This is a genomic window from Pseudoclavibacter helvolus (assembly GCF_014191305.1).
Lineage (GTDB): Bacteria > Actinomycetota > Actinomycetes > Actinomycetales > Microbacteriaceae > Pseudoclavibacter > Pseudoclavibacter helvolus.
In genome coordinates, this window is sequence record NZ_JACHWJ010000003.1 from 440,812 (window position 1) to 464,437 (window position 23,626).

The 23,626-nt window shown below is 66.6% G+C and carries 23 protein-coding genes; 16 read left to right on the top strand and 7 right to left on the bottom strand.

What is annotated here, in order from left to right:
* Window positions 1–168: 168 nt before the first annotated feature.
* The 4 genes from FHX72_RS11830 to FHX72_RS11845 all read left to right on the top strand — a co-directional run bounded on the left by FHX72_RS11830 (window position 169) and on the right by FHX72_RS11845 (window position 3,800).
* Complete coding sequence (locus FHX72_RS11830) at window positions 169–921, top strand: alpha/beta fold hydrolase (protein WP_068476538.1); 753 nt, start codon at window positions 169–171, stop codon at window positions 919–921.
* 114 nt (window positions 922–1,035) lie between these two features.
* Window positions 1,036–1,443: a DoxX family protein gene (locus FHX72_RS11835; protein WP_244964198.1), complete on the top strand. Its 408-nt coding sequence runs from the start codon at window positions 1,036–1,038 to the stop codon at window positions 1,441–1,443.
* Between the two features lie 183 nt (window positions 1,444–1,626).
* Complete coding sequence (locus FHX72_RS11840) at window positions 1,627–3,213, top strand: CYTH and CHAD domain-containing protein (protein ID WP_183625281.1); 1,587 nt, start codon at window positions 1,627–1,629, stop codon at window positions 3,211–3,213.
* Entirely contained in the window at window positions 3,213–3,800 is a 588-nt protein-coding gene (locus FHX72_RS11845; RefSeq protein ID WP_183625282.1) for a pyridoxamine 5'-phosphate oxidase family protein, read from the top strand. Before FHX72_RS11840 ends, FHX72_RS11845 begins: the two co-directional genes overlap by 1 nt.
* A 28-nt stretch (window positions 3,801–3,828) precedes the next feature.
* Here the strand turns inward: FHX72_RS11845 and FHX72_RS11850 are convergent, their stop codons facing one another.
* Window positions 3,829–5,016, bottom strand: a complete 1,188-nt coding sequence (locus FHX72_RS11850; RefSeq protein ID WP_183625284.1) for an ROK family protein — start codon at window positions 5,014–5,016, stop codon at window positions 3,829–3,831.
* Between the two features lie 169 nt (window positions 5,017–5,185).
* Here FHX72_RS11850 and FHX72_RS11855 point away from each other — a divergent pair, with 169 nt between their 5' ends.
* The 5 genes from FHX72_RS11855 to FHX72_RS11875 all read left to right on the top strand — a co-directional run bounded on the left by FHX72_RS11855 (window position 5,186) and on the right by FHX72_RS11875 (window position 11,276).
* Entirely contained in the window at window positions 5,186–6,715 is a 1,530-nt protein-coding gene (locus FHX72_RS11855; RefSeq protein ID WP_183625286.1) for a sugar ABC transporter ATP-binding protein, read from the top strand.
* Entirely contained in the window at window positions 6,712–7,788 is a 1,077-nt protein-coding gene (locus tag FHX72_RS11860; RefSeq protein ID WP_183625288.1) for an ABC transporter permease, read from the top strand. Before FHX72_RS11855 ends, FHX72_RS11860 begins: the two co-directional genes overlap by 4 nt.
* An 80-nt stretch (window positions 7,789–7,868) precedes the next feature.
* Window positions 7,869–8,942, top strand: a complete 1,074-nt coding sequence (locus FHX72_RS11865; protein ID WP_068476549.1) for a substrate-binding domain-containing protein — start codon at window positions 7,869–7,871, stop codon at window positions 8,940–8,942.
* Between the two features lie 87 nt (window positions 8,943–9,029).
* Entirely contained in the window at window positions 9,030–10,262 is a 1,233-nt protein-coding gene (locus FHX72_RS11870) for a Gfo/Idh/MocA family protein (protein WP_183625290.1), read from the top strand.
* Window positions 10,263–10,265: 3 nt separating this feature from the next.
* Complete coding sequence (locus FHX72_RS11875; RefSeq protein ID WP_183625292.1) at window positions 10,266–11,276, top strand: sugar phosphate isomerase/epimerase family protein; 1,011 nt, start codon at window positions 10,266–10,268, stop codon at window positions 11,274–11,276.
* 30 nt (window positions 11,277–11,306) lie between these two features.
* Here the strand turns inward: FHX72_RS11875 and FHX72_RS11880 are convergent, their stop codons facing one another.
* Window positions 11,307–11,807: an Lrp/AsnC family transcriptional regulator gene (locus FHX72_RS11880; RefSeq protein ID WP_183625294.1), complete on the bottom strand. Its 501-nt coding sequence runs from the start codon at window positions 11,805–11,807 to the stop codon at window positions 11,307–11,309.
* A 90-nt stretch (window positions 11,808–11,897) separates the two neighbouring features.
* Here FHX72_RS11880 and FHX72_RS11885 point away from each other — a divergent pair, with 90 nt between their 5' ends.
* The 4 genes from FHX72_RS11885 (at window position 11,898) to deoC (ending at window position 14,984) form a co-directional block, all read left to right on the top strand.
* On the top strand, window positions 11,898–12,515 hold the full coding sequence (locus FHX72_RS11885; RefSeq protein WP_068476556.1) for a YitT family protein: 618 nt from the start codon (window positions 11,898–11,900) through the stop codon (window positions 12,513–12,515).
* A 616-nt stretch (window positions 12,516–13,131) separates the two neighbouring features.
* Window positions 13,132–13,818, top strand: a complete 687-nt coding sequence (locus tag FHX72_RS11890; RefSeq protein ID WP_338110119.1) for a GNAT family N-acetyltransferase — start codon at window positions 13,132–13,134, stop codon at window positions 13,816–13,818.
* A 48-nt stretch (window positions 13,819–13,866) separates the two neighbouring features.
* Window positions 13,867–14,292 carry an organic hydroperoxide resistance protein gene (locus FHX72_RS11895; RefSeq protein ID WP_183625296.1) on the top strand — a complete coding sequence of 142 codons (426 nt, stop codon included), beginning with the start codon at window positions 13,867–13,869 and terminating at the stop codon, window positions 14,290–14,292.
* Entirely contained in the window at window positions 14,292–14,984 is a 693-nt protein-coding gene (gene deoC, locus FHX72_RS11900) for a deoxyribose-phosphate aldolase (protein ID WP_183625298.1), read from the top strand. Before FHX72_RS11895 ends, deoC begins: the two co-directional genes overlap by 1 nt.
* Window positions 14,985–15,094: 110 nt before the next feature.
* Here the strand turns inward: deoC and FHX72_RS11905 are convergent, their stop codons facing one another.
* Both FHX72_RS11905 and FHX72_RS11910 read right to left on the bottom strand, forming a co-directional pair.
* A complete protein-coding gene (locus FHX72_RS11905; protein WP_183625300.1) occupies window positions 15,095–15,754 on the bottom strand; it encodes a GntR family transcriptional regulator in 660 nt (219 codons plus the stop codon).
* Window positions 15,751–16,812, bottom strand: coding sequence for a cation diffusion facilitator family transporter (locus FHX72_RS11910; RefSeq protein WP_183625302.1), 1,062 nt, complete (start codon window positions 16,810–16,812; stop codon window positions 15,751–15,753). The genes FHX72_RS11905 and FHX72_RS11910 overlap by 4 nt, the downstream gene beginning before the upstream one ends.
* Window positions 16,813–16,899: 87 nt before the next feature.
* On the opposite strand from FHX72_RS11910, the gene FHX72_RS11915 reads away from it, so the two are divergent.
* Window positions 16,900–17,235, top strand: a complete 336-nt coding sequence (locus FHX72_RS11915) for a chorismate mutase (RefSeq protein WP_068476567.1) — start codon at window positions 16,900–16,902, stop codon at window positions 17,233–17,235.
* A gap of 12 nt (window positions 17,236–17,247) precedes the next feature.
* Here FHX72_RS11915 and FHX72_RS11920 read toward each other — a convergent pair whose 3' ends face one another.
* Window positions 17,248–18,453, bottom strand: coding sequence for a MalY/PatB family protein (locus tag FHX72_RS11920; RefSeq protein ID WP_068476569.1), 1,206 nt, complete (start codon window positions 18,451–18,453; stop codon window positions 17,248–17,250).
* A 99-nt stretch (window positions 18,454–18,552) separates the two neighbouring features.
* Between FHX72_RS11920 and FHX72_RS11925 the strand changes: the two genes are divergently transcribed.
* Both FHX72_RS11925 and FHX72_RS11930 read left to right on the top strand, forming a co-directional pair.
* Window positions 18,553–19,854 (top strand): O-acetylhomoserine aminocarboxypropyltransferase/cysteine synthase family protein, encoded by a 1,302-nt coding sequence (locus FHX72_RS11925; RefSeq protein ID WP_338110120.1) that lies wholly within the window; start codon window positions 18,553–18,555, stop codon window positions 19,852–19,854.
* 18 nt (window positions 19,855–19,872) lie between these two features.
* A complete protein-coding gene (locus FHX72_RS11930; protein WP_183625304.1) occupies window positions 19,873–20,511 on the top strand; it encodes a hypothetical protein in 639 nt (212 codons plus the stop codon).
* A 245-nt stretch (window positions 20,512–20,756) separates the two neighbouring features.
* Here FHX72_RS11930 and FHX72_RS11935 read toward each other — a convergent pair.
* Window positions 20,757–21,925, bottom strand: a protein-coding gene (locus FHX72_RS11935; protein ID WP_183623042.1) for an IS3 family transposase whose coding sequence is annotated in 2 segments (ribosomal slippage) — window positions 20,757–21,670 and window positions 21,670–21,925 — 1,170 coding nt in all. Because the reading frame shifts where the segments join, the coding sequence is not laid out codon by codon here.
* A gap of 182 nt (window positions 21,926–22,107) precedes the next feature.
* Window positions 22,108–23,412, bottom strand: a complete 1,305-nt coding sequence (locus tag FHX72_RS11940) for an HNH endonuclease signature motif containing protein (protein ID WP_183625306.1) — start codon at window positions 23,410–23,412, stop codon at window positions 22,108–22,110.
* Window positions 23,413–23,626 lie beyond the last annotated feature (214 nt).

Consider the following 23,626-nt stretch of genomic DNA (forward strand, 5'->3'; position numbering starts at 1 on the left):
CTCGCTGTGCCCCTTCGTGAGGCCCCGCGAAGACTTCCGCGGACGCGGAACCCATCGCGAGTCGCAGCGTTGCGGGAGTGAGCGGCGGGGCTCCCGCGGCCTGAGACAATCGACGACGTGAATAGCGCTCCCGCCGCCCTGACCGTCTTGCCTGACCCCCAGTTCGTGATGGTCGGCGACGGTCACCGCATTGCCACGTACACCTGGGGTGAGCCGGATGCGCCCACCGTCATCGTCGTGCACGGCTTCGCCTCGAGCACGAAAGACAACTGGGTCGCGACCGGCTGGGTGCGCGACCTGCTGCGAGCCGGCTACCGCGTGCTCGGGCTCGACCAGCGCGGACACGGGCAGAGCGACAAGCCGCACGAGGGCCGCGACTACGACATCCGCACGCTTGCTTCCGACGTCGAGGCGGTGCTCGACGCCTACCTCGTCGACACGGCCCTGTACGTGGGCTACTCGCTCGGCGCGCGCGTCGGGTGGGAAGTCGCCCAGGACTTCGCCGACCGCATCCCGCGCGTTGTGCTCGGCGGAGTGCCGGACGGGGTGCCGCTCGGGCGCCTCGACATCGGGCAGGTCCGTGAGCTCATCGACCACGGCACGCCTGTGCAGGACCCGGTGACACAGAACTACCTCGCCCTCACCGAGCGCGTCGGCGGCAACGACCTGCGTGCGCTCCTCGCGATCGCAGAAGGGATGCGCGCATCCGGCAAGGCGGACCCCGACCTGGGACGCGTCCCGCAGCAGCCCGTGCTGTTCGCGACGGGCTCCCTCGACGGGATCATCGAGGGATCGAGGGCGCTCTCGGCTGCGACGCCGCAGGCCCGCTTCTTCGAGATCCCGGATCGCCACCACTTCAACGCGCCAGGCTCGCGTGACTTCCGCGCGGCTGCCCTCGCCTTCCTCGCGGAAGAAGCCTGACGCCGACTCGAAGCCCGGCGCCGGTGCGGACTCGCCTGCGCTGCGACGGGACCTAGCCGACGCGGTCAAGGGATGCCTGGGCCGGCGCTCGGCCGTGGGCGGCAGGATGCCTACATGTCGAAGGCACTGAAGCGTCCCGCTCGCAAACACGACGGAAGCATCCCGTGGATCGTCGTCGTTCCGTTTGCTATCTCCGGGGTCATCCACCTCGTGAAGCCTGCTGTGTTCGAGCCGATCATCCCGAAGCCGCTGCGAGGGAAAGCGCGAGAGCTTGTTGTTGCGTCGGGAGTCGCCGAGCTGGCCTGCGCTGCCGGCCTGCTGCGCGAATCCACCCGTCCGGCGGCGGGGCTCGCGAGCGCGGCCGTGCTGCTCGCGGTGTGGCCCGCCAACGCGCAGATGAGCGTCGACCTCGGGCGACGTGCAGTGAGGAAGAAGGACGCGAAGTCCGCCGTCGCGTTTGTCGTCTCGGTCGCGCGCCTTCCACTGCAGGTCCCGCTCATCAAGGCCGCGCTCCGCGCGTAGACCCGGCCCCGCCGGTGGAGCGGCGGCGCATCCGCCGTGAACTTCAGTGACAACCGGCTGGTGCCCTCCGCTCACCGTCGCATGACGCCGAGTTGTCACCGAAGTTCGACGCTCGGCCGTGAAAGCCAGCCGTGCGCGGGGCAAGCGCCGCTCGCCGCCAGGTGCGGGCGCTAGCCTGCTTTGATGGGTATCGAAGGGCAGAGCGGTCAGGGCAGTTCGACCGGGCAGACTGAGCAGACACGCACGCCGACACAGCAGCGGGAGGTCGAGCGCAAGTACGACATCCCCGAGGGCTCGGCCAAGCCGGACCTGTCGAAGCTCGGCGGTGGCCTGAGTGCCGGAGAGCCGAACACGGAGAAGCTTGTTGCCGAGTACGTCGACAGCCCTGACCTGGTGATTCTCGGCGCGCGCTGCGTGCTGCGTCGCCGCACGGGAGGGGACGACGAGGGGTGGCACCTGAAGCGGCCGCGCAGCGGTGACGAGCGCATCGAGCTGCACGCGCCGGTTGGCTCACCGCGCCGCGTGCCGCCAGAGCTGAGGGCCGAGTTCGCGGAGATTCTGGGCGATCGCCCCGTGCTGCCGCTTGTCGAGCTGACGACGATGCGCACGACAACCGAGGTGTGGGGCGCCGCGGACACCGAGGGTGCCGAGCGACCGCTCGTGGCGCTCATCTGCGAGGACGACGTGCACGCGAAGGTTGTGCGGCTCGGTCACCAGCGTGAGCTGGCGTGGCGTGAGTACGAGGTCGAGCTTGTAGGCGATGCCCCGCTACGGGTCTTCGACGAGGTCGAGTCGGCCCTCTTCGCTGCCGGGCTGGTGGCCTCCGCGCACAAGTCGAAGATGGTTCGGTCGCTCGAAGGGGTCGAGGCGACTCCGCCAGCAACGGCGGGCGGCCCGGTCGGCGCGGCCGTCGTAGCGGCGCTTGCGCGGCGCTTCGGCGAGTTCCAGGCGAGCGAGGCGCTCGCCCGCACCGATGAGCCGGATGCGGTCCACCAGACGCGGGTCGCCGTCCGCCGCCTCCGCAGCCTGCTGACGGTGTTCGCCGACGTGTTCAAGAAGGGTGCCACGGACGAGCTGCGTGATGAGCTTCGATGGGTGGGCCGCGTGCTCGGTGAGCCGCGCGACGCTGAGGTGCTCTCTGAGGTGCTCGCGGCGGAGTTTGAGGCGCTGGGTGCGGATGAAACGCAGCTCAGGGTCGGCGAGGTGCAGCACCTTGTCCTCGGCTGGCTGGGGGAGCGCCACGAAGCCGCGTTCTCCGAGTTCCTGGCAGCAGTGGATAGCGCCCGCTGGGACGCCCTGCACGTCAAGATCGTCGATTTCCTCGCCGATCCGCCGCTTGCGGCACGCGCGGAGCTTCGCGCGGCGGGCGCCATGCGGCGTGCGGCTCGGGACGCGATGCGCCGAGTGGCCGCTCGCACCGACCGTGCGCGGAAGAAGCCGCAGAAGTCTGAGCGCTGGCACGATGTGCGCAAGTCCGTGAAGTCGGTGAGGTACGCATTCGAGGCGCTTGAGGGGCTGCCGGACCTCAAGGCTGGCGGCGAGCGGAAAGCCTGGAAGCGGGTCGCGAAGGTCTTCGGCGGTGTGCAGGATGGTGCGCTCCTCGACGACGAGCTGACGAGCCTGATCGCTCGGGTCCAGGCCGAGGCGAGCGACGGGGTGGAGCTACCTGGGGAGACGGTCGAAGTGCTCGAGAGTGCGCGGGAGCGCATCCGTGACCGGCACGACGCCGAATTGGTTCGAGCCCGAGACCTGCTCGACGACCTCGTCTGATGGCAGTCAACAACGGCATCGCGAGCGCATCGACCATCTGGGATGCGCTGGATGCGGCGACCCGTGCCCGCACCGCGTTCACGCTCGGGTTCCTCAGCACTGCCGGAATCGACGGCCAGCCGCACGTGCGCGCCGTCATCCTGCGCGAGGCCGACGCCGATGCTGGCACGGTCTTCTTCTCGACGCACGTGCTCTCGGCGAAGGTTGGGGAGATCGACCAGAACCCGCTCGTGGCGATCACCTTCTACGACGCGGATGCGGATGTGCAGCTGCGCCTCGAGGGCCGGGCCGAGCTCGTCACCGACGAGCGCATCCGTCGAACCGCTTGGGACTCCTTCGGCGCGGGAACCAAGCAGCTGTTCGCGTCGCCGCTGAGTCCGGGGAGTCCGCTTCCTCAAGCCGATGCTGCTGCGGGCGGCGACTCGAGCGCCAACTCAAACGACGACGAGGCGGCCTACGCACGCTTCGCGTGGGTCGCCGTGCACGTGAACAATATCGATGCGATCGACCTGTCAGCCGATGAGCACCTGCGCTACCGTTTCACGAGGGTCGGCAACGGCTGGGACGCGACGCGCGTCGTCCCGTAGCTGCTCATCCCTGGCTGCGCTGGCGCTCTCAGGCGAGCGCCGCGTCGATGGCGTCAGCCGAAAGGACATGGTCGACGGCAAGCGCGCTCGCCCCGAGGATGGCGGCTTCGCCCCGCGCTCGGGATGCGACGACCCTGAGGTGCTGCGTAGCGAGGGGCAGCGAGCGCGAGTAGACAACCTCGCGGATGCCGGCCATGAGCTGCTCGCCGGCTTCGGCGATGCTTCCGCCGATGACGATCATCGACGGGTTCAGCATGCTGACGCAAGCGGCAAGCACGGTGCCGACGTCGCGCCCGGCCTGGCGGAGTGCGCGGGCCGCGTTGAGATCGCCCGAGCGAACGAGTGCGACGATCTGGGCGCTGCCTGAGACCTCGATGCCCTCTTCGCGGAGCCTGCGGGCGATCGCGTCGCTGCCGGCGACGGCCTCGAGGCAGCCGAGGTTGCCGCAGCGGCAGGGGATGTCGTCCGCCCCCGGCACGGCGATGTGGCCGATGTCGCCTGCCGCGCCCCGAGCGCCGCGGCGTAGCGAGCCGTCGGCGATGATGCCGGAGCCGATGCCAGTCGCGACCTTCACGAACAGCAGGTCGGAGACGTCTGGCCACTCGCTGCGGTGCTCGCCGAGGGCCATGATGTTGACGTCGTTGTCGACGAGCACGGGCGCGTCGAAGTGGGCTCCGAGCCTGCCGGCGACGTCGGCGTCGTCCCAGCCGGGCATGATGGGCGGGTTGATGGGGCGGCCCGAGCTGAACTCGACGGGGCCAGGCAACCCGACGCCGACGCTCACGAGCTCTCGGCGCCCGCGGCCGGAGGCGGCGAGCATCTCGTCGCCCTTGTTGCACACCCAGGCGAGCACCGTGTCCGGCCCGAGGTCGATGGGCAGCTTGTCTTCGGAGTCGGCGATGATGTTCGAGGCTAGGTCGGTGAGGGCCATGCGGGCGTGCGTGGCACCGAGGTCGACGGCGAGAACGACTCGGCTCTCGGGGGAGAAGGCGAAGACCGCGGGGGGCCTGCCGCCCGTCGAGTGGGCCTCGCCGACGGTGACGATGAGGCCGGCCGTCATGAGCATGTCGATGCGGGTCGCAACCGTGGAGCGGGCTTGGCCGGTGACGGATGCGAGCTCGGCGCGTGTGCGTGGGGCCCCGTCTCTGAGCATCTGGAAGAGCTCCCCGGGTCCTGTCTGGCGCGACGCCGGCTTCGGCAGCTGTTCAACGACCATGGGGGTCTCCCTTCTCGGTTCGGCTGTCGGTGGAAGCCGACTTCGCCACGTTACCGCGCGGTTCGTCGACGGTGACTGCGATGCTTCTGCGTGGTGGCGTATCTCAATTGTGCAACAGGCATGAGACTTTTGCTTGACCGTCGACAGAAGTGAGGGTAGCTTTCGACACATGGTCAACGAAGACCCCACATCGGGTCCATCCCCACTCCTGCAGATGCGCGGCATCGTCAAGCAGTTCCCTGGAGCACGGGCTCTCGACGGCGTCGACCTCGACGTCCTCCCCGGGGAGGTGCACTGCTTGCTCGGCCAGAACGGTGCAGGCAAGTCGACGCTCATCAAGGTCCTTGCCGGCGCACACCAGCCGACCGAAGGGCAGCTCCTCCTCGACGGCGAGCCCATCACCATCCCGAACCCCGTCGCCGCCCTCGGGCTCGGCATCGCGACGATGTACCAGGAGCTCGACGTCGTCGACGGGCTGACCGTCGCAGAGAACGTCTACCTCGGGCACGAGCTCGACACGGCTGGCGTCTCGCGTCGCGCCGAGGCGAAGCAGCGCACGAGGGAGATCCTCGCGCGGCTCGGTCACTCCGAGATCTCGCCGACGACGGAGGTCGGCGAGCTGTCGGCCGCCGGCAAGCAGATCGTCTCCATGGCACGGGCGCTGTCGCACGACGCCAGAATCATCGTCATGGACGAGCCCTCCGCGGTGCTCGACTCGGAAGAGGTCGCGAACCTCTTCCGCGTGGTCGAGGAGCTCACGAAGGCGGGCGTCGCGATCATCTACATCTCCCACCGCCTGGAAGAGATCCGCACCATCGGCGACCGCATCACGGTACTCAAGGACGGCCGCACGGTCGCCCAGAACCTCCCGGTCAGCGAGACGCCGACCTCCGAGCTCATCACGCTCATGACGGGCCGCAAGGTCGAGTACCTGTTCCCCGAGTCGCCGGAGCTTCCGGCGGATGCTCCCGTTCTGCTCGACGTGCAGGACCTCGCCCTCGCCGACACGTTCTCGGACGTCTCCTTCACGGTCTCTGCCGGGGAGATCGTCGGGTTTGCTGGCCTCGTCGGGGCTGGTCGCAGCGAGATCATCGAGACCATCTACGGGGCGCGAAAGGCCACGGGCGGCACGGTCACGGTCGAGGGTAAGACGCTCAAGCGCGGTTCTGTCACCGCCGCGGTCAACGCGGGCATCGGCCTCGCTCCGGAGGAGCGCAAGAGCCAGGGGCTGCTCCTCGACGAGCCGGTCTATCGCAACATCACCCTCTCCACGTTCCAGCGCTTCGCCTCCTTCTCGTGGCTGAAGGAGGGTGACGAGCGCAGGGCCGCCAAGGAGCAGGCCGAGTACCTCGACCTGCGGCCCGCCGGCGTCGAGCGCGACATCCGCACCCTCTCGGGCGGCAACCAGCAGAAGGCGATGCTGGCCCGCTGGCTGGTGCACGGCTGCCGCGTGCTGCTGCTCGACGAGCCAACGCGAGGAGTCGACGTGGGGGCGAGGGCAGAGATCTACGCCCTCATCCGCAAGCTTGCAGGTGAAGGGGCGGCGGTTGTTGTCGTCTCGAGCGAGATCCCTGAGGTCCTCGGCCTCGCCGACCGGGTGCTTGTTGTCTCAGAAGGACAAGTTGTCCACCAGGGCCCCGCATCCGCTCTTGATGAGCACGCCGTACTCGACATGGTTATGGAAAGCAGCGCAGCATGAGCACTCAGACTCCCCAGTCCTCATCCCCGAACGGCGACGGCGTCATCGCCCCGGCCGCCAACGAGAGCTCGCGGGTCGAGCACGAGGTGGCAAACGACAATGCGAAGCGCGGCGGCTTCTTCCGGGGCAGCTCGGCCCGCAACTTCGGCCTCATCCTCGCGCTGGTCGTGCTGTGCATCGCCGGCACCGTCTCTGCGGGCGAGCGCTTCGCGAGCGTCGACAACCTCATGGTGGTGCTGAGCCAGGCCTCGATCATCGGCGTCCTCTCCATAGGCATGACGTTTGTCATCACGGCTGGCGGCATCGATCTGTCGGTCGGCTCCGTGCTCGGGCTCGCCTCCGTGTGGGCGACGACGCTGTCGACGCAGGCCTACGCCGAGGCTTGGGGGTGGTGGGTCATCGTGCTCACCTCGCTCCTCGTCGGCCTCGGAGCCGGCGTCGTGAACGGCGTGCTCATCGCTTACGGCAAGGTGGTCGCGTTCATCGCGACGCTCGCCATGATGGTCGCCGCCCGAGGCTTCGCCGAGCTCATCGCCGGCCGCCGCACCCAGATCGTCAACGTCGACTCGTTCCTCGAGACGTTCCGTGGCGACATCCTCGGCATCCCCGTTATCGTCTGGATCTTCGTGCTCGTCGCCGTCGGCGGCTGGTTCCTCCTGAACCGTACGACCTTCGGCCGCCGCACGGTGGCGGTCGGCGGCAACCCCGAAGCTGCGCGCCTCGCCGGCATCAAGGTGAAGCGCCACACGATGTACCTCTACGCACTCGTCGGTCTGACGGCCGGTATCGCATCCGTCATGATGCTCGCCCGTACGACGGCAGGGTCGTCCACGAACGGCATGCTCTACGAGCTGGATGCGATCGCGGCGGTTGTCGTCGGTGGCACCCTGCTCGTGGGTGGCCGCGGCACGATCGTCGGCACCGTACTCGGCGTCCTCATCTTCGCGACGCTCACGAACATCTTCATCCAGGCGAACCTCGACAGCTCCGTCCAGGCCATCGCAAAGGGCGCGATCATCGTGGTCGCGGTCCTCCTCCAGCAGCGCTTCTCGTCACGAGCGAAGACGTCCTGACGACGCCCCGATCTGCACGACTCATCGACCCTCACCAGACCCACATCCCCACCACAAGGGCAGCATCAAAGGAGATCCCCATGTCCACGAGTTCCTTCAGGAAGACAGCTTCCCGGAAGCGCCGGATCCTCGCAGCGGGAGCAACGGCCGCATCGGCGCTGCTGCTGCTCACCGGTTGCCTCTCGAACACCCCGCCGGCAGCGGAGGGCGAAGCACCAGCTGGCGGCAACGCAACCGCATCCGACAATGACGCGGCCGGAGAGCCGCTGGTCATCGGCTTCTCGGCCCCCGCCGCTGACCACGGCTGGATGGGTGCCATCACGTCGGCAGCCGAGGCCGAGGCCGCGAAGTACGAGGACGTCGAGCTGCGCGTCGCGGAGGGCACCAACGACGTGAACCTCCAGATCAGCCAGATCGAGGGCTTCATCAACGACGGCGTCGACGCCATCGTGCTGCTTCCCTTCGACGGTGCTGCGCTCACGGAGGTCGCGACGAAGGCGATGGAGGCCGGCATCCCGGTCATCAACGTCGACCGCGAGTTCACGAGCCCCTTCGCCGCCCGCACCACGGTGCTCGGCGACAACTACGGCATGGGCGTCAGTGCCGGAACCTACATGTGCGAAGAGCTCGCCGACAAGCCAGACGCCATCGTCGCGGAGATCGCTGGCATCGACTCCCTGCCGCTGACGCAGGAGCGCAGCCAGGGCTTCGCGGATGCGCTCGAGGACTGCGGCCTGAAGGTCTCGAACCGCGTTGCCGCTGACTTCACGGTGCAGGGTGGAGAGCAGGCTGCTACCAACCTCCTCCAGGCGGCGCCGAAGATCGACGCACTCTGGAACCACGACGACGACCAGGGTGTCGGTGTCCTCTCGGCTATCGAGAACGCCAACCGCGACGAGTTCTTCCTCGTCGGTGGCGCTGGCTCTGCGAACGTGATGCGCGAGATCCAGGAAGGTGACAGCGTCGTCCAGGCGACCGTCATCTACCCGTCGACGCAGGCTGCCGATGGCATCAAGCTCGCCCGCCTCATCGCGCACGACCGCTCGCTCGGTGACCTCTCGTCGCACAGCGTTCCGCGTCTCGTGCAGCTCTACGCGCCAGTCGTGACGAGCGAGAACGTCGACGAGTACATCGACACGGCGTTCGAGTCGTAGCCAGTCGCCCACACTGTCCACGCGGGGCGGAGCTCTCCTCCTCTCTGACTCCGCCCCGCGTTGGCCTCCAGAACGAAAGAGTGAACAATGAGTCAAGACGCACAGCCTGACCTGGGCATCGGCATGGTCGGCTACGCCTTCATGGGTGCCGCGCACTCGCAGGCGTGGCGCAATGCTCCGAGGTTCTTCGACCTGCCGCTCGCGCCTCGGATGCAGGTCGTCGCAGGCCGTAACGCCGAGCGGGCGGCTCAGGCAGCCGACAAGCTCGGCTGGGCGTCGAGTACGACCGACTGGCGCGAGCTGCTGACTCGCGACGACGTGCAGCTCATCGATATTTGCTCTCCAGGCGACACGCACGCGGAGATCGCGATCGCCGCCCTCGAGGCTGGCAAGCACGTGCTGTGCGAGAAGCCGCTTGCCAACACCGTCGAAGAGGCCGAGCGGATGAACGCGGCGGCCATCGCAGCAGAGGCTCGCGGCGTGCGCGCCATGGTGGGCTTCACCTACCGCCGGGTGCCTGCAATCCGGCTGGCGCAGCAGCTCGTCGCGGACGGTCGTATCGGCGACGTGCGTCAGGTGCGGGCCCAGTACCTGCAGGACTGGCTCGCCGACGAGAACGCGCCGCTTTCCTGGCGTCTCGACAAAGAGAAGGCCGGCTCAGGGGCGCTCGGCGACATCGGTGCGCACATTGTCGACCTCACCCACTTCATCACCGGGCAGCAGCTCAGCGGCGTCTCCGGCCTAGTCGAGACGTTCGTGAAGGAGCGGCCGATCGCCGACGACTTCGCGGGGCTCTCCGGAACGGGTGGCAGCGAGCGTGGCCCGGTCACGGTCGACGACGCTGCGGTCTTCTTCGGGCGCCTGCAAGGAGGGGCCATCGCCGTCTTCGAGGCGACCCGCTTCGCCTACGGGCGGAAGAACGCCATCCGCCTCGAGATCAACGGCACGAAAGGCTCGATTGCCTTCGACTTCGAGGACATGAACGTGCTCGAGTACTTCGACGCGAGCGGGGACCAGGCGACCGCAGGCTACACGCGCATCCTCGTCACCGAACCAGACCACCACCCCTTCATCAAGGCCTGGTGGCCCGCGGGCCACGGCCTCGGCTATGAGCACGCTTTCACGCACCAAGCGGTTGAGCTCGTCGAGGACATCGCGGCTCGGCGAGCACCGGCGCCGTCCTTCGCCGATGGGCTCGCCGTCCAACGCGTGCTGGCCGCCGTCGAGGAGAGCTCTGCCAACGGCAGCTCCTGGGTCGCGATCCCTGTCCCGGCCGACGCCGCACGAGCCTCAACCGAACCAGAACTCCAGAGGAGCTAGTCCATGTCTCGTCCTGTCACGTTGTTCACCGGTCAGTGGGCCGATCTGCCGTTCGAGGAGGTCGCCCGGCTTGCAGGGGAGTGGGGGTACGACGGTCTCGAGATCGCCTGTTGGGGTGATCATCTGGATCCGTGGCGGTGGGACGACGCCGAGTACGTCGCTTCCAAGCTCGAAGTGCTGGAGCGCAACGGCCTGAAAGTGTGGACGATCTCGAACCACCTCAAAGGCCAGGTCGTCTGCGACGACCCGATCGACGAGCGGCACCGCGACATCGTGTCCGACCGGGTGTGGGGCGACGGCGAACCGGAAGGGGTCCGTCAGCGTGCCGCGGAGGAGCTGAAGAACACGGCCCGCCTCGCCGCGGCGCTCGGCGTGAAGACCGTCACCGGGTTCACGGGGTCCTCGATTTGGAAGTACGTCGCGATGTTCCCGCCCGCCACGGAAGCGATGGTGGATGCGGGGTACCAGGACTTCGCGGACCGGTGGAACCCGATCCTGGACGTGTTCGAGGAGGTCGGTGTGCGGTTCGCGCACGAGGTGCACCCATCGGAGATCGCGTACGACTACTGGACGACGAAGCGCGCGCTGGAAGCGATCGGGCATCGGGAGTCGTTCGGGTTGAACTGGGATCCCTCGCACATGGTGTGGCAGGACATCGACCCGGTCGGGTTCCTGTGGGACTTCCAGGACCGGATCTATCACGTGCACTGCAAGGACACGAAGAAGCGCCTGTCGAACGGGCGGAACGGGCGGTTGTCGTCGCACCTGCCGTGGGCGGACCCGCGGCGGGGCTGGGACTTCATCTCGACCGGTCACGGGGACGTGCCGTGGGAGGACTGCTTCCGCATGCTGAACGCGATCGGCTACGAGGGCCCGCTCTCGGTGGAGTGGGAGGACGCGGGCATGGACCGCCTCGTCGGCGCCCCGGAAGCGCTCGGGTTTGTGCGCAAGCTCTCCACGTACCGCCCGTCCGAGGCTGCCTTCGACTCGGCGTTCTCGACCAAGCAGGACTAGCTACAGGGCAGGACCAGCGACAGCGCAGGACTAGCGACCAACGGCTGGCTCGTCCCCCTCGGCTATGGCGTCGAGGATTCGGCTGAGCCGGTACGGCACAACCTCGGACAGCGAGACGGTTGTGCTCGTCCGGGTGACGCCGGGCAGATCAAGCATCGCCCGCGTCACCCGGTGCAGGTCGCTCGTGTCCTTGGCGACGACGCGCACCAGCAGGTCCGCGTCTCCCGTGGTGGAGTGCACCTCGACGACCTGAGCCAGCTCGGCAAGCAGTGCGTATGCCTCGTCCGCCGCGTTCTGGCTGAGTGAGAGCGCGACGAAGGCGGTGAGCGGGTAGCCGAGGGCTGTGGCGTCGAGGCGCCGACTCTCGGGGGCGAGCATCTCCTCGCGCTCGAGCTTCGTCAGCCTGGCGTGCACCGTGTTGCGCGCGACCCCGAGCTCGCGGGCGAGTGCTAAGACAGATGCTCCCGGGTGCCGGTCGAGCGCGCGGATGATTCGAGCATCCAAGGCGTCGAAGCCGCTCTGCTTGGGCATATTCGCTCCTTGGTGAGACATATGTGAGCAGATTGCTCAATGTTGATGTCCTGTGTTGCGCAGACTACCCTTGGAGACAAAGCTCTGCGCATGCCTGAATTGGTCGAACCCCCACGACACCGCGCCATCGACGACATCGCCGGCCTCGCGGTTGGTGCGCTCGTCGTCTCGCTCGGGCTCTTCATCCTGAGATCCGGCGGGCTCGTCACTGGGGGAACCGCAGGGCTGTCGCTGCTCCTGGGGTACGTGTTCCCTGTCCCTTTCGGAATCATCTTCGTCGTCGTGAACCTGCCGTTCTTCGCACTCGCAGCGAGGGGCAAGGGGTGGCGCTTCGTCGTGAGGAGCCTCGTGTCGATCGGGCTCGTGTCGCTGCTGACGTCTCTGCACGCTTCGACGGCAGGCTTCGGTCAGATCGAACTGCATCCCCTCTATGCGGCAGTCCTCGGCAACGTGATCTGTGGGGTTGGCCTGTTGATCCTCTTCCGGCATAACTCGAGCCTCGGCGGCTTCACTGTGGTCGCGCTTGTTGTGCAGGATCGATTCGGGATCCGGGCGGGGTACGTGCTGCTCGGGCTCGACCTGCTGGTCGTGCTCGCGTCGCTCACGGTCATCGACCCGCTGCTGGTCCTCATCTCGGCACTGGGTGCCGGAGTCATGAGCGTCATCATCATGCTCAACCATCGACCGGGCAGGTACCGGGCGGCGTGAGCGCCGAAACGGCGGCGAACCCGATGGGTTCGCCGCCCTTGAACTCTCAAGAGGTTGACTCGCATGCGCGCGAGTGTCCCGTGAAAGTAGTGATGGGCACCAACTTCCCCCGAAGTTGGTGCCCATCGTCCCCTGCCGCGGTCGCCTTGGCGAGTAGTGCAGTTGGGCGTCGTCCCCCGACGACGCCCGCCCCGGTGTCGATTGGGGCCTGTATTTCCTCAAACCGGGCGTTACGCGCCGGCGCGGGGAGTATTTGGTTGCTCTCTGTTCCGTCGTGGATCTCGGGCCGAGGCTCGAAATCTGGGGGATGTGGGGGCGCTACCTCCGAAAGCCGCTTCACTTGCGTTGGGCAGTCCGGATGGAGCCTGTATCGCTCTCACGAGAAGGAAACTAACACGAGAACGAGCCGCGGTTGCACTCTTGGGGGGTCCCAATAGGCGTATTTAGTCCATGGATATCGTCCGCGTGCCGTCTGGTTGGTTGGGCACCCAGAATCCGCTTCTGACCAGGGGAGTTCTGACCTGGACGAATCGACCGATCCATGCTTGTCCCTGCAAGAATCGCCTTTCCGCCTGGTTGTTGGCTATTCCGGACCATGGTGTGTGATATGTCACTCGTGGGTACTCCCGAAAACGACCTCATCGTGTTATATGAAGCCATGAACCTTGATCCGGAGAAGTCGCTCACCGGGCTCCACGTAACCCTCGAGCCAGCCAGCCCTGACGGCTGGGCCGAGCTCGGTGACGCGCTGTGTGTTCCAGAAGTGTTCGCTTCGGGGTGGGGCGGAGGTCCAGCCGGCCTCCCGGCTCGCGCCGACTGGGACGAATGGGTGTCGAACTACACCCCCGGGCCGCAGGCCGGATGTACCTACATCGTTCGAGTAGAAGGCGGGGCCCAGCACGGTCGAGCCGTCGGCACTACCTCGATTGGACGAGTCGACCTCGCAACCGAGTCGGCCGAGATCGGCTGGACGGCGTATGCGCCCGCGGTCTGGGGCAGCATCGTGAATCCAGCGACGAAGCTCGTGCTGCTCGACCACCTCTTCCAGATCGGCTTCGGGCGGGTCGCCTTCAGCGCGGACAACCTCAATGAGCGATCGCAGGCCGCTATCGAGAAGCTCGGAGCGACAAGGGAAGGGGTGCTGCGTCGGCACCGGCCTCGTGCCGACGGGACCTGGCGCGATACGGTTCGCTTCTCCATCATCGAGTCGGAGTGGCCGGATGTGCGGCGGGCGTTGCTCGCCCGTGTGGAGCGCGGGGCGGGGCTGCTCTCGGCGGGCGATCCCGCCGCCCAATCGGAGTGACGCGCGGCGACTGAGCGTGTCTTTCGGGAGACGTGGTTCCATGGAGCTATGACGACTCCTGTGTACACCGCAATTGCCCACGCTTCCGGTGGTGGCCGCGACGGCCACGTGCGTTCGGAAGATGACCGCATCGACCTCGACACGCGTCCCCCCAAGGAGATGGGTGGCAGCGGCGAGGGCACCAACCCTGAGCAGCTCTTCGCGGCCGGTTACTCGGCCTGCTTCCTCGGCGCGTTCCACGCGGCGGGCAAGCAGCTCGGCAAGGACACGAAGGACGCCGCCGTCTCCACCTCGCTGGGAATCGGCAAGCGCGAGCCCACAGGCTTCGAGCTGTCGGTGGTCCACGACGTGTACGCGCCGAACCTCTCCGCCGAGGAGACCGCCGAGGTCGCCCGCGTCGCGCACGAGGACATCTGCCCCTACTCGCACGCCACTCGCGGCAACGTCGACGTGCAGATCAACGTCATCAGCTGATGACCGATCTGAACGAACAGTCCGGCCGCGACGACCAGGTCCCGAGGGCGGAGCTGGCGGCCATCGTCGACCACACGCTGCTGAAGACCGACGCCACGCCCGACCAGGTTTCCGCGCTCCTCGATGAGGCGAAGGCGCTCAGGGCGTTCTCGATCTGCGTGTCTCCGAACATGCTTCCCGTGCAGGGCGACGCGGGCGACGTGAAGATCGCGACCGTCATCGGGTTCCCGTCGGGCAAGCATCACTCGGCGATCAAAGCGGCTGAGGCCGCCAGGGCCGTCGAGGACGGCGCAGACGAGCTCGACATGGTGATCGACATCGGCATGCTCAAGGCGGGTCGCGCCGACCTCGTGCAGGCGGATGTGGCTGCGGTCCGTGCGGCTGCGCCAGGCGCCCTGCTCAAGGTCATTATCGAGTCGGCCGCGCTCACCGACGACGAGATCGTCGCGGCGTGCGAGGCCTCCGAGGCTGCTGGCGCCGACTACGTGAAGACCTCGACGGGCTTCTCTGCTGCTGGGGGAGCATCCACCCACGCCGTGGCGCTCATGCGCAGCACCGTTGGCGAACGTCTCGGCGTCAAGGCGTCTGGCGGCATCCGCTCGACGGCGGATGCGCTTGCCATGGTCGAGGCTGGCGCGTCGCGCCTCGGGCTCTCCGGCACCGCTGCCGTGCTCGACGGGCTCTCCGCCTAGCCCATTCCAACGGCTCATCTGAGCTGATTACAACACGAGGCTCGTGTTCCCCACCTGCGGGAGCGCGAGCCTCGTGTTGTGCGCTGAGCTTCTACTGCGCGCTGGGCTTGTCAGTGACGAGTGAGGTGCTGGTGCACGGCCGCGTGGATGCCTTCGATGTCGCCCCGCTCGGTGAGGTGCACGAGGGCTTCGTGATGGGTGCCGAAGTCTCCGAGCGGCGGATGCGCGCCCACGGCGTGCGACGAGCAGATGAGCGATTCGGTGGCGATGGTCGCGTAGGCGCGAGCGAGCCGGGAGTTGCCTGCGCTCTCCACGAACCGGCTGTGGAATTCGTGGTCGAGGCGCAGGGCTCGCGCTTCGTTGCCCGCCTCGATGGCGGCGTTGAGTTCGGTGACAACCGAAGAGAGCGCGGCCGCGATGGCGCTCCTCTCCGCGGCAGGCTTGGCGGCGATGACGGCGGCCGCGGCGCACTCGAGCACTTCGCGGGCCGCGAAGATCTCCGCCGCGTCGTCGTCGGTGAGTTCTCGAACGAAGACGCCGCGGTTGCGTCGGCTCTCGAGTAGCCCCTCCTGGACGAGCCGCTGCAAAGCCTCGCGCACGGGGCCCCTGGAAACTTGGAAGTCGCTGGCGATTCTTGCCTCGTTCATTTGGGAGCCAGGTGCGAAGGTGCCGTCCACGACACGCTCGCGCAAGTGCTCGGCGATGATCGCAGACGTCGACTGGCTCTGGATTCCGGGGAGTGGCGCCGTGGTCAGGTCTGACGCGCTCATGAGTGCACCTGGCCGGAGTGGGCTTCGTGGCTGACGTGGGCGGCGGGCTCGACCTGGAACGTGCTGTGACTCGTCTCGAAGTGCTCTTTGAGGCAGGCGTCGAGCTCGCACAGAACGGCGTCGAGGCCTCGTTCGTCGAGGGCCTCTGGGGCGACCACGACGTGGGCGGAGAACATGGGAACCCCAGAGGTGATGGTCCACGCGTGGACGTCGTGCACATCCACGACACCAGGCACCGAGCGAAGGTGCTCGCGGGTGGCGTCGAGATCGACGTTTTTCGGGGTCGCCTCCATGAGCACGTCGACGACCTCGCGGAGGAGGCTGATCGCCCTCGGGAAGATGAGGATCGCGATGAGGATCGACGCGATCTGGTCGGCAACCATCCACCCCGTCGCCCAGATGACGATGGCGGCGATGATGACGGCGACCGAGCCGAGCAGGTCGCCCAGCATCTCGAGGTACGCGCCGCGCACGTTGAGGCTCTCCTTCTGTCCCGAGCGGAGAACGAGGAGGGAGATCAGGTTCGCGACGGCGCCGATGGCGGCCGCGAGGAGCATGATGCCCGACTCGACTTCGACCTCTTGCCCGAAGCGGCGGATCGCCTCGATGAAGATCGTCACGGCGATGACGCCGAGGATGAGCCCGTTGATGAGGGCGGCGAGCACCTCGGCGCGTTGGAAGCCGAAGGTGCGCTTGGATGATGCGGGGAGCGTCGCGACGTAGCTCGCGAGGAGTGCGACCGTGACTCCGGCGGCGTCGGTCAGCATGTGGCCGGCGTCCGCGAGTAGGGAGAGGGAGTTTGAGGCGATTGCGCCGACGACCTGCACGAGGAACACGCTGGCCGTGATCGCGAGCACGATGATGAGCTTCTTGCGGTGCTTGCCCGTCGCCGTGGTGTGGTCGCCCAGGCCGTGGCTGTGGCCGTGTCCGTCTGCGTCCGCGACAGAGCGATCGACGCAGGGGTGCGTCGGGCTGAATGACTCGCCACCCTCGTGGTCGTGCTCTGGCGAATGACCGCCGTGGGGGTGAGCGTCTTCTGGCTCGCGGGGTGTCGACATGACCTTAGCGTAGCTCGAACGTAGATTGTTGACAATCCTCAGTTCAACGTCTTTTCGACGTGCCCCGACCCCCGCTAGGCTCCTCCCATGCCTTCATCGCCCGACGCCCCCACCCAAGCTGAACACGAGGCTGACGACGCGGCGCTGCGTCGACTGACCTCGATCCGCGGCAGCATCGACAACATCGATGCAGCCCTCGTGCACATGCTCGCCGAGCGGTTCAAGTTCACGACGCTCGTGGGCGAGCTGAAGGCCGAGTACGGTCTCCCGCCCGCGGACCCGGATCGGGAGCGCCGCCAGATTCTGCGCCTGCGTCAGCTCGCGGAGGAGGCCCACCTCGACCCAGAGTTCGCCGAGACGTTCATCAACTTCATCATCGCCGAGGTGATCCGCCACCACGAGCGCATTGCCGAGCAGGGCTAGCCGTACAGCTCGCTAGCGGCTGGCGAGTGCATCCGCCATGCGCTGGATGATCTCCTCGAGGACTGGCTTGGGCGTTGCGAAGACGATGCGCACGTACTGCTCGAAGCCGGCCCCACAAGATGCTCCGGCGGTGAGCGTGACGCCGGCGTTGTCGAGGAAGAACTTCGCCGGGGAGCCCTCGATGCCAAGCGCAGAAACGTCGAGCCAGGCCACGTAGGTCGACTCGGGCACGATCGTACGCACGCCGGGCAGGTGCTCGGCAACGAGCGCGAAGAGCAGGTCGCGGTTCTCGACGAGCGCCCCGTTGACCTCGCCGAGCCAGTCGTCGCTGTCACGGTAGGCGGCCTCTGCCGCGAAGGCCCCGAGGATCGAGGATCCCCAGACGACGCCGAAGCCGAACGTGCGGTAGTGCTCGAGGTCGTCGTCGTTCGTGAAGATGATCTGCGCCGATTTCAGGCCGGCGACGTTCCACGCCTTTGACGCTGCGGTCGAGGTCACCGAGTGACGGGCGGCCTCCGCTGAGATGGAGGCGTAGGGGATGTGCGGCGGCCCGTCGAGGGTGAGCGGTGCCCAGATCTCGTCGGCGAAGACGCGTCCTCCGCCGCGCTCGACGATGTCGGCGAGGCGGAGGAGCTCCTCGCGCGTGTAGATGGCACCGGTCGGGTTATGCGGGTTGACCAGGACCACGTTGGCGGGGCCGTTCGCGAAGGCCCGCTCGATGCCGTCGAAGTCGAGTGTCCAGCGGTTGTCCTCGATGACGCCTGGCACCTCGATGGTTTCGCGCCCCTGCAGCTCCTTCGTGACGAGGAACGGCATGTAGGCGGGCGTCGGCACGATGATGGGCGAGCCGGGGGCGGTGAAATGCCGGACGAACACGTCGAAGGCGCCCATGACGTCGGCGACGTGGTGGATGCGTTCGGGTTCGACGGCCCAGCCGTAGCGACGCTCAAAGAAGGCGGATGCGGCGGCCGTCGTCCGCGCCCACGTGGGTGGGGCGAGGTAGCCGAGCTCGTCCTTGGCGACCGCACCGAGGATCGCCTCCCGCACGTTGGAGGCCGTGCCGAAGTCCATCTCCGCGACCCACGCGCCGATCGTGCCCTCATTGAGGCTCCACTTGCGGCTGTCCGGGCGAGCCAGCTCGTCGCGAGTGATGGTGTCGAAGCGCGTCGTGGTCGCAACCGTGCTTGACGCGGGTGTCTTGCTTGTCGGCGTGGGCATGGGGGAAGCGTAGCCACGTGAACGCTCGGGGGCCCTCGCGTATTTCCAAAGGTTTCGCCGCGGCTCCAAAAGCTGACGCGAGTTCCGTACGTTGACCCTGTGGCTATTGAAGAGCGAAACGAACAGACCTTTGCGACCAGGCAGATCCACGCCGGCGCGGTCGTCGACAGCGACGTCGGCGCGCGGGTGACGCCGATCTACCAGAGTGCTGGGTACGTCTTCCCGTCGTACGACGAGGCGGAGGCGAGGTTCTCTGGTGAGAGCGTCGGGCGCGCCTACTCGCGAGGCGACAACCCCACGAATGTCGTGGCTGGCAAGCGCATCGCGAACCTCGAGGGCGGCCGCAACGGGCTCGTCGTGTCGAGCGGGCAGGCGGCCATCGCCATGACGCTCTTTTCGCTGGCCGCATCGGGCGACCACGTCCTCTCGACCGCGAGCCTCTACGGCGGCACGCGTCAGCTCTTCGACGGCAGCCTCACAAGGCAGGGCTTGAACTTCGAGTTCCTCGGTGCGGATGCAACCGAGGAGGAGTGGCTCGCGCGCGTGCGACCCGAAACTCGGGCTGTGTACACGGAGTCGGTGCCGAACCCGAAGAACGACGTCGTCGACCTCGAGCTCCTTGGCCGGGTGGCCGCGCGTGCTGGCGTTCCGCTCATCGTCGACAATACGGTCGCGACCCCCTACCTGTGTCGGCCAATCGAGTGGGGCGCTGACATCGTCATCCACTCGACCTCGAAGTGGCTTTCTGGCCACGGCTCGGTCATCGGCGGCGTCATCATCGACGCCGGCAAGTTCGACTGGGCGGCAAACTCGGAGCGCTTCCCGCACTTCACGAAGGGCTCCTTCGAAGGGGCGCCCTCGTTCATCGAGCGCTACGGCGCTGACACGTTCATGAGCTACGTGAAGTCGGTGACGGTGCTCGACTACGGCCCCACGGTGCCGCCGACGAGCACGTTCCTGTTGCTGCACGGTATCGAGACACTGTCGTTGCGTATGGAGCGCCACGTCGAGAACGCGCAGCGCGTCGCCGAGTGGCTCGAGGCGCGTCCCGAGGTTGCTTCGGTCGACTATTCGGGCCTGCCCTCGAACGCCTACTACGAGCTCGCGCAGAAGTACCTGCCGGACGGTGCCGGTTCTGTCGTCTCGTTCGACCTGCCCGGTGGGCCGGATGCGGCGCGCAAGTTCGTGGAGGCCCTCGAGCTAGTCAGCCACATGACGCACATCGGCGACGTGCGCACGTTGGCGCTGCACATGGAGTCGACGATCTTCAAGCGCTCCACTCAGGAGCAGCGCGACGAGGCGGGCGTGACGCCAGGTCTCATCCGCTTGTCGATCGGTATCGAGGGGATCGACGACATCCTCGCCGACCTCGAGCGTGGACTCGAGGCGACTAAGGCGTAAGCGCACCGGCTGGTGGGCATGTCCAAGAAGCGCCGACGGGACAACGACTACTCGCGCCGCTCATCGAAGGCGGGGGAGCGCGCGCGGCGTCGCCCGCTTGGGGTGAAGCTTCCGACGGCGGGTCTTGTGCAGCTTTGGGCGGGGGTGATCCTCGTCGGCGTCGTGCTGGGCGGCTGGCTTCTCGGGTTCGTGACGCCAATGGATGCGGACCGCGGCGTCGGATTGATCCTCGGGGGCGTCATCGGGCTGTTCGCCGGGCTTGTGGCGGCTGCAGGGGTCACAGGCGGTCTGCTGATGGTGGGCCGGTGGGGTGTTGTGCCTGGGGTTGCCGTCGGGGTGTCGTTGTTCGGCGCGGTGGCTGCGAGCAGCGCGGATGGCCCGTGGGTGGCTGTTGCCCTCCTCGGTTTTGTTGCCGCCATCGTCGGCTTCTACATCGCGGGTCTGCGATCGGGGTTTATCCCGCCGGTGGTGGTGAAGACGTTCGGATCGCCCCTCGCGGTAGTCGGGGGACTGGTGTCCTTGTGGATCGGGACGGCACAGGGCAATCTCCAGGCCATCATGGTCGGCGTCGGTTTCATCTTGGTCCCTCTTGTCATCGGTGGTTACGGGTTGTTCGAGCGCGCCCGCGAACGCCGCGAGGGAGGTCCCGCCAGCTAACGCCGCCAGGGAAATCTCGCCGGCGGACGCCGCGGCTAGAACGGCGGCGGTTTCGGTGCTTGCTGGCGTAGTGGCGGCAGCGGCAGCGGCGTCGGCGTGGGCGTTGGCGGCGATTGTGGTGAGTTAGGGGTCCCGTCGACCGGGTCGCCGTACCTGGTCGCGCCCGCGCGAGCGAGTTCGTTGGTCGGTCTGAAGTGGTCTGCCGCGATGTTTTCGGACTGTCCCCAGCCTGAATGCGATGACTTTTATGCTGCCAACGTGAGTGGCCCGTGATGGACCTGATTCGGCGTTTGATACCCTAACCCCGAATGGCGACGCCGACTGTTATAGAACCCCTCGATATAGCGAACGATATCCTTCCGAGCATGCTTCTTGCTCGGATACGTCGTCCGATACACTCGCTCATTTTTCAAGGCAGCGAAGAATGATTCGGCCATCGCGTTATCCCAACATACACCAGTTCGCCCCATCGAGGAACGCATTCCGAGATCTTTCACCGACTTCCGAAAATCGCTGGACGTGTAGACACTTCCGCGATCGGAATGGAACACAGCGCCCTCCTCAATCGGTGTGCTCTCGGCGGCATTTCTGAGCGCCTGCTCGATCAACTCGGTCCGCATGTGGTCCTCAATGGCCCACCCAACGACTTTCTTTGAATAGCAATCGATGACGGTCGCGAGATACACGAAACCCTGCCAGGTGTGAATGTAGGTGATATCGCCGACGAATTTCCGACCCGGTCGGGTGGCCGTGAAGTCGCGCTCGACGAGATCCGGGAGGGCATGCTCCTCGCCATCCGTGGTTGTCGTGACTCGGAACGGTCGAGGCTGGCAGGCCACAAGCTTGTGCTCAGCCATCAGGCGGCGAACGAGCTCCGGGGAACAGTGCGTGCCAGCCTCGGCAAGGTCAGCGTGAATTCGCCGATACCCATACGTCCCGTCCGACGCTTCGAAGAACATTGTGATCTTCTCGACAAGTGCGTCTCGTCGCTCCTGCGTGCGAGTTGGCGTCGGGTCCCTCCAGGAATAGAAACCAGATTTCGAAACACCAAGCCAAGCGCACATTTTCGTGACGGAATGATTAACACTCGCGTCAATGGTCAGGGAGTCAATGTATTCATACTTGCTCACCACCGCTGCTCCCGCGCGAAGTAAGCCGTAGCTTTTTTCAGGAACGCGGTCTCCGCCCGTAGCTCCAGGACTTCCTTCTCGAGCTCACGGAGTCGCTCTCGCTCCGATCCACTCACAGGGAGTTCCGTGACCGGGTTGTCCGCCCGATACTTCGCGAGCCAATTCCGGAGAGTCTCCGCGCCCACACCATACGACGCTGCAACGTCCTTGATCGGTTTCGACGACGCGATCACCTCCTGACAGAGCTCGTCCTTAAATTCCTGCGTAAATCTTCTACGAGACATGAATTGCCCCTCCCGGCGACTTCCCTACCCAATTTACCGGGGAGCTACTGTCCGAGAACATAGCGGCAGCCCAAAGATCACGCCGTGTGGTTCTGGTCTGCTGATGTAGACCTTCCCGCTTGGGGTGGTCCATTCGAGCACGCCGCCGCCGAGTTGTTTCACTTTCCAGGCGGTGTGGTGTTTCACGATGTGGTGGTGTTTGCAAAGTCGCTGAGGTTCCAGACCGCGGTCTCCCCGCCGTACTGGTAGTCCTTGGTGTGGTCGAGTTCGCAGTTGATGGCGGGTTGTCGGCAGCCGATGAAGCGGCAGTGGATGTCGCGGGCCTGCAAGAACGCCCGCATTGCCGGGGACGGCTTGTAGGAGTCGACGGCTTGCACCGCCCCGGTGATGGGATGCGTGAGCACGCGCACGAACGCTGGTGCGGTCGCGGCGAGGCGCTTCGCGTCCTCGATCGGCATGGGCGTCATGCCGTCGAGCAGTGCTGGTGCTTGTCCGGCGTTGGGGCTCTTGGCGAGTGCGGTCGTGATCGGGATGGAGAGCTGCACGTTGGCTTGGATGCCGGCGGCGGCGGAGTTGCCCATCGGGTCGCTGGTGAGGAGCATGTCGGCGACGACGTCGGACATGACCTCGTTGAGGCTCCGCTCGTCCGGCTCCTCGGCAGTCTCTGCAGCCTCGGCGCTCGCGCGGGCGTCGTCGACAGCGCCCCCGAACGCGCTCCCGCCTCCGGATGTCGCTGTTCCGTCTGCGGCTTTATCGCCGCCGTGGAGTGCAGCTCCGGGTTTCGGTCGCGCTTTGATGATCGCGAGCGCTTGCTTGCGCACTCGGTCCCGGATTGCGTGCGCGACGAACGTATCGGTCGTGACCCGGAGGATGCTCATCCCGTCACCCAGATCCTCCACGGTCGCGCGGCGTTGTCGCTTCGCTCGTGCGTGGCGCTGGTCGATGGACTCCCCGGTGAGCTCTTCCGCGACCCGCTCCGCCGCCTTCTGCAGCGCCCGCGGTGGCAGCGGTTCTTGCCGGATGCGTTCGAGCATCACGTCCACGTACAAAGCTCGCCGTTCGGCTTGCTCGCTGGGGTCGTCGTGGTTGACCTTGAATCCCACCTCGACGAGTTTCTGTACCTGGGCGGGCGTCGCGACGTTTTTGTCGAGCGCGACGACGAGGGCGGGGAAGTCGTCGCGCGTTTTCGACGCGAGCGCCATTTGTCCTTGCGCGACGCCTGTGGTGACCTTCACGATCAACGCGACCTCGTCCGCGATCGAGCAGACATGCATGGCGGACTTCGCGCATCCGTCGGCCACGTCGAGCGCGTGCCCGAAGTCGTAGGCTGCCGCGTGGGCCCGTAGCTGCATCGCGGACCCTGCCGCGATCATCGCGGCCGCCTGTTCCTCTATCGCGAGGATCTCCGTGCGACGGGCCGCGACCGACGCCGGGTCCGAGGAGTCAAACCCAAGGCCCGGAAGGTCGGCATCGCGGTGCTGTTGCATGCCCCCAACACTACGGACCACCACCGACATTCGAGAGGGTCGTGGATAACTTCCCATCCCGAAACCCGCCGTCCACAGGGGCACTTCCGAGTTATCCCCAGATATGAAAGCAACTTGGCACCCAAGATCTTCGTATATGTGTACTATCGTGCCTCGCGAGACTCAGTGAAATGCGAGTCACTAAAATTTCTTGAAGAATCCGCAGGAAGCCTGG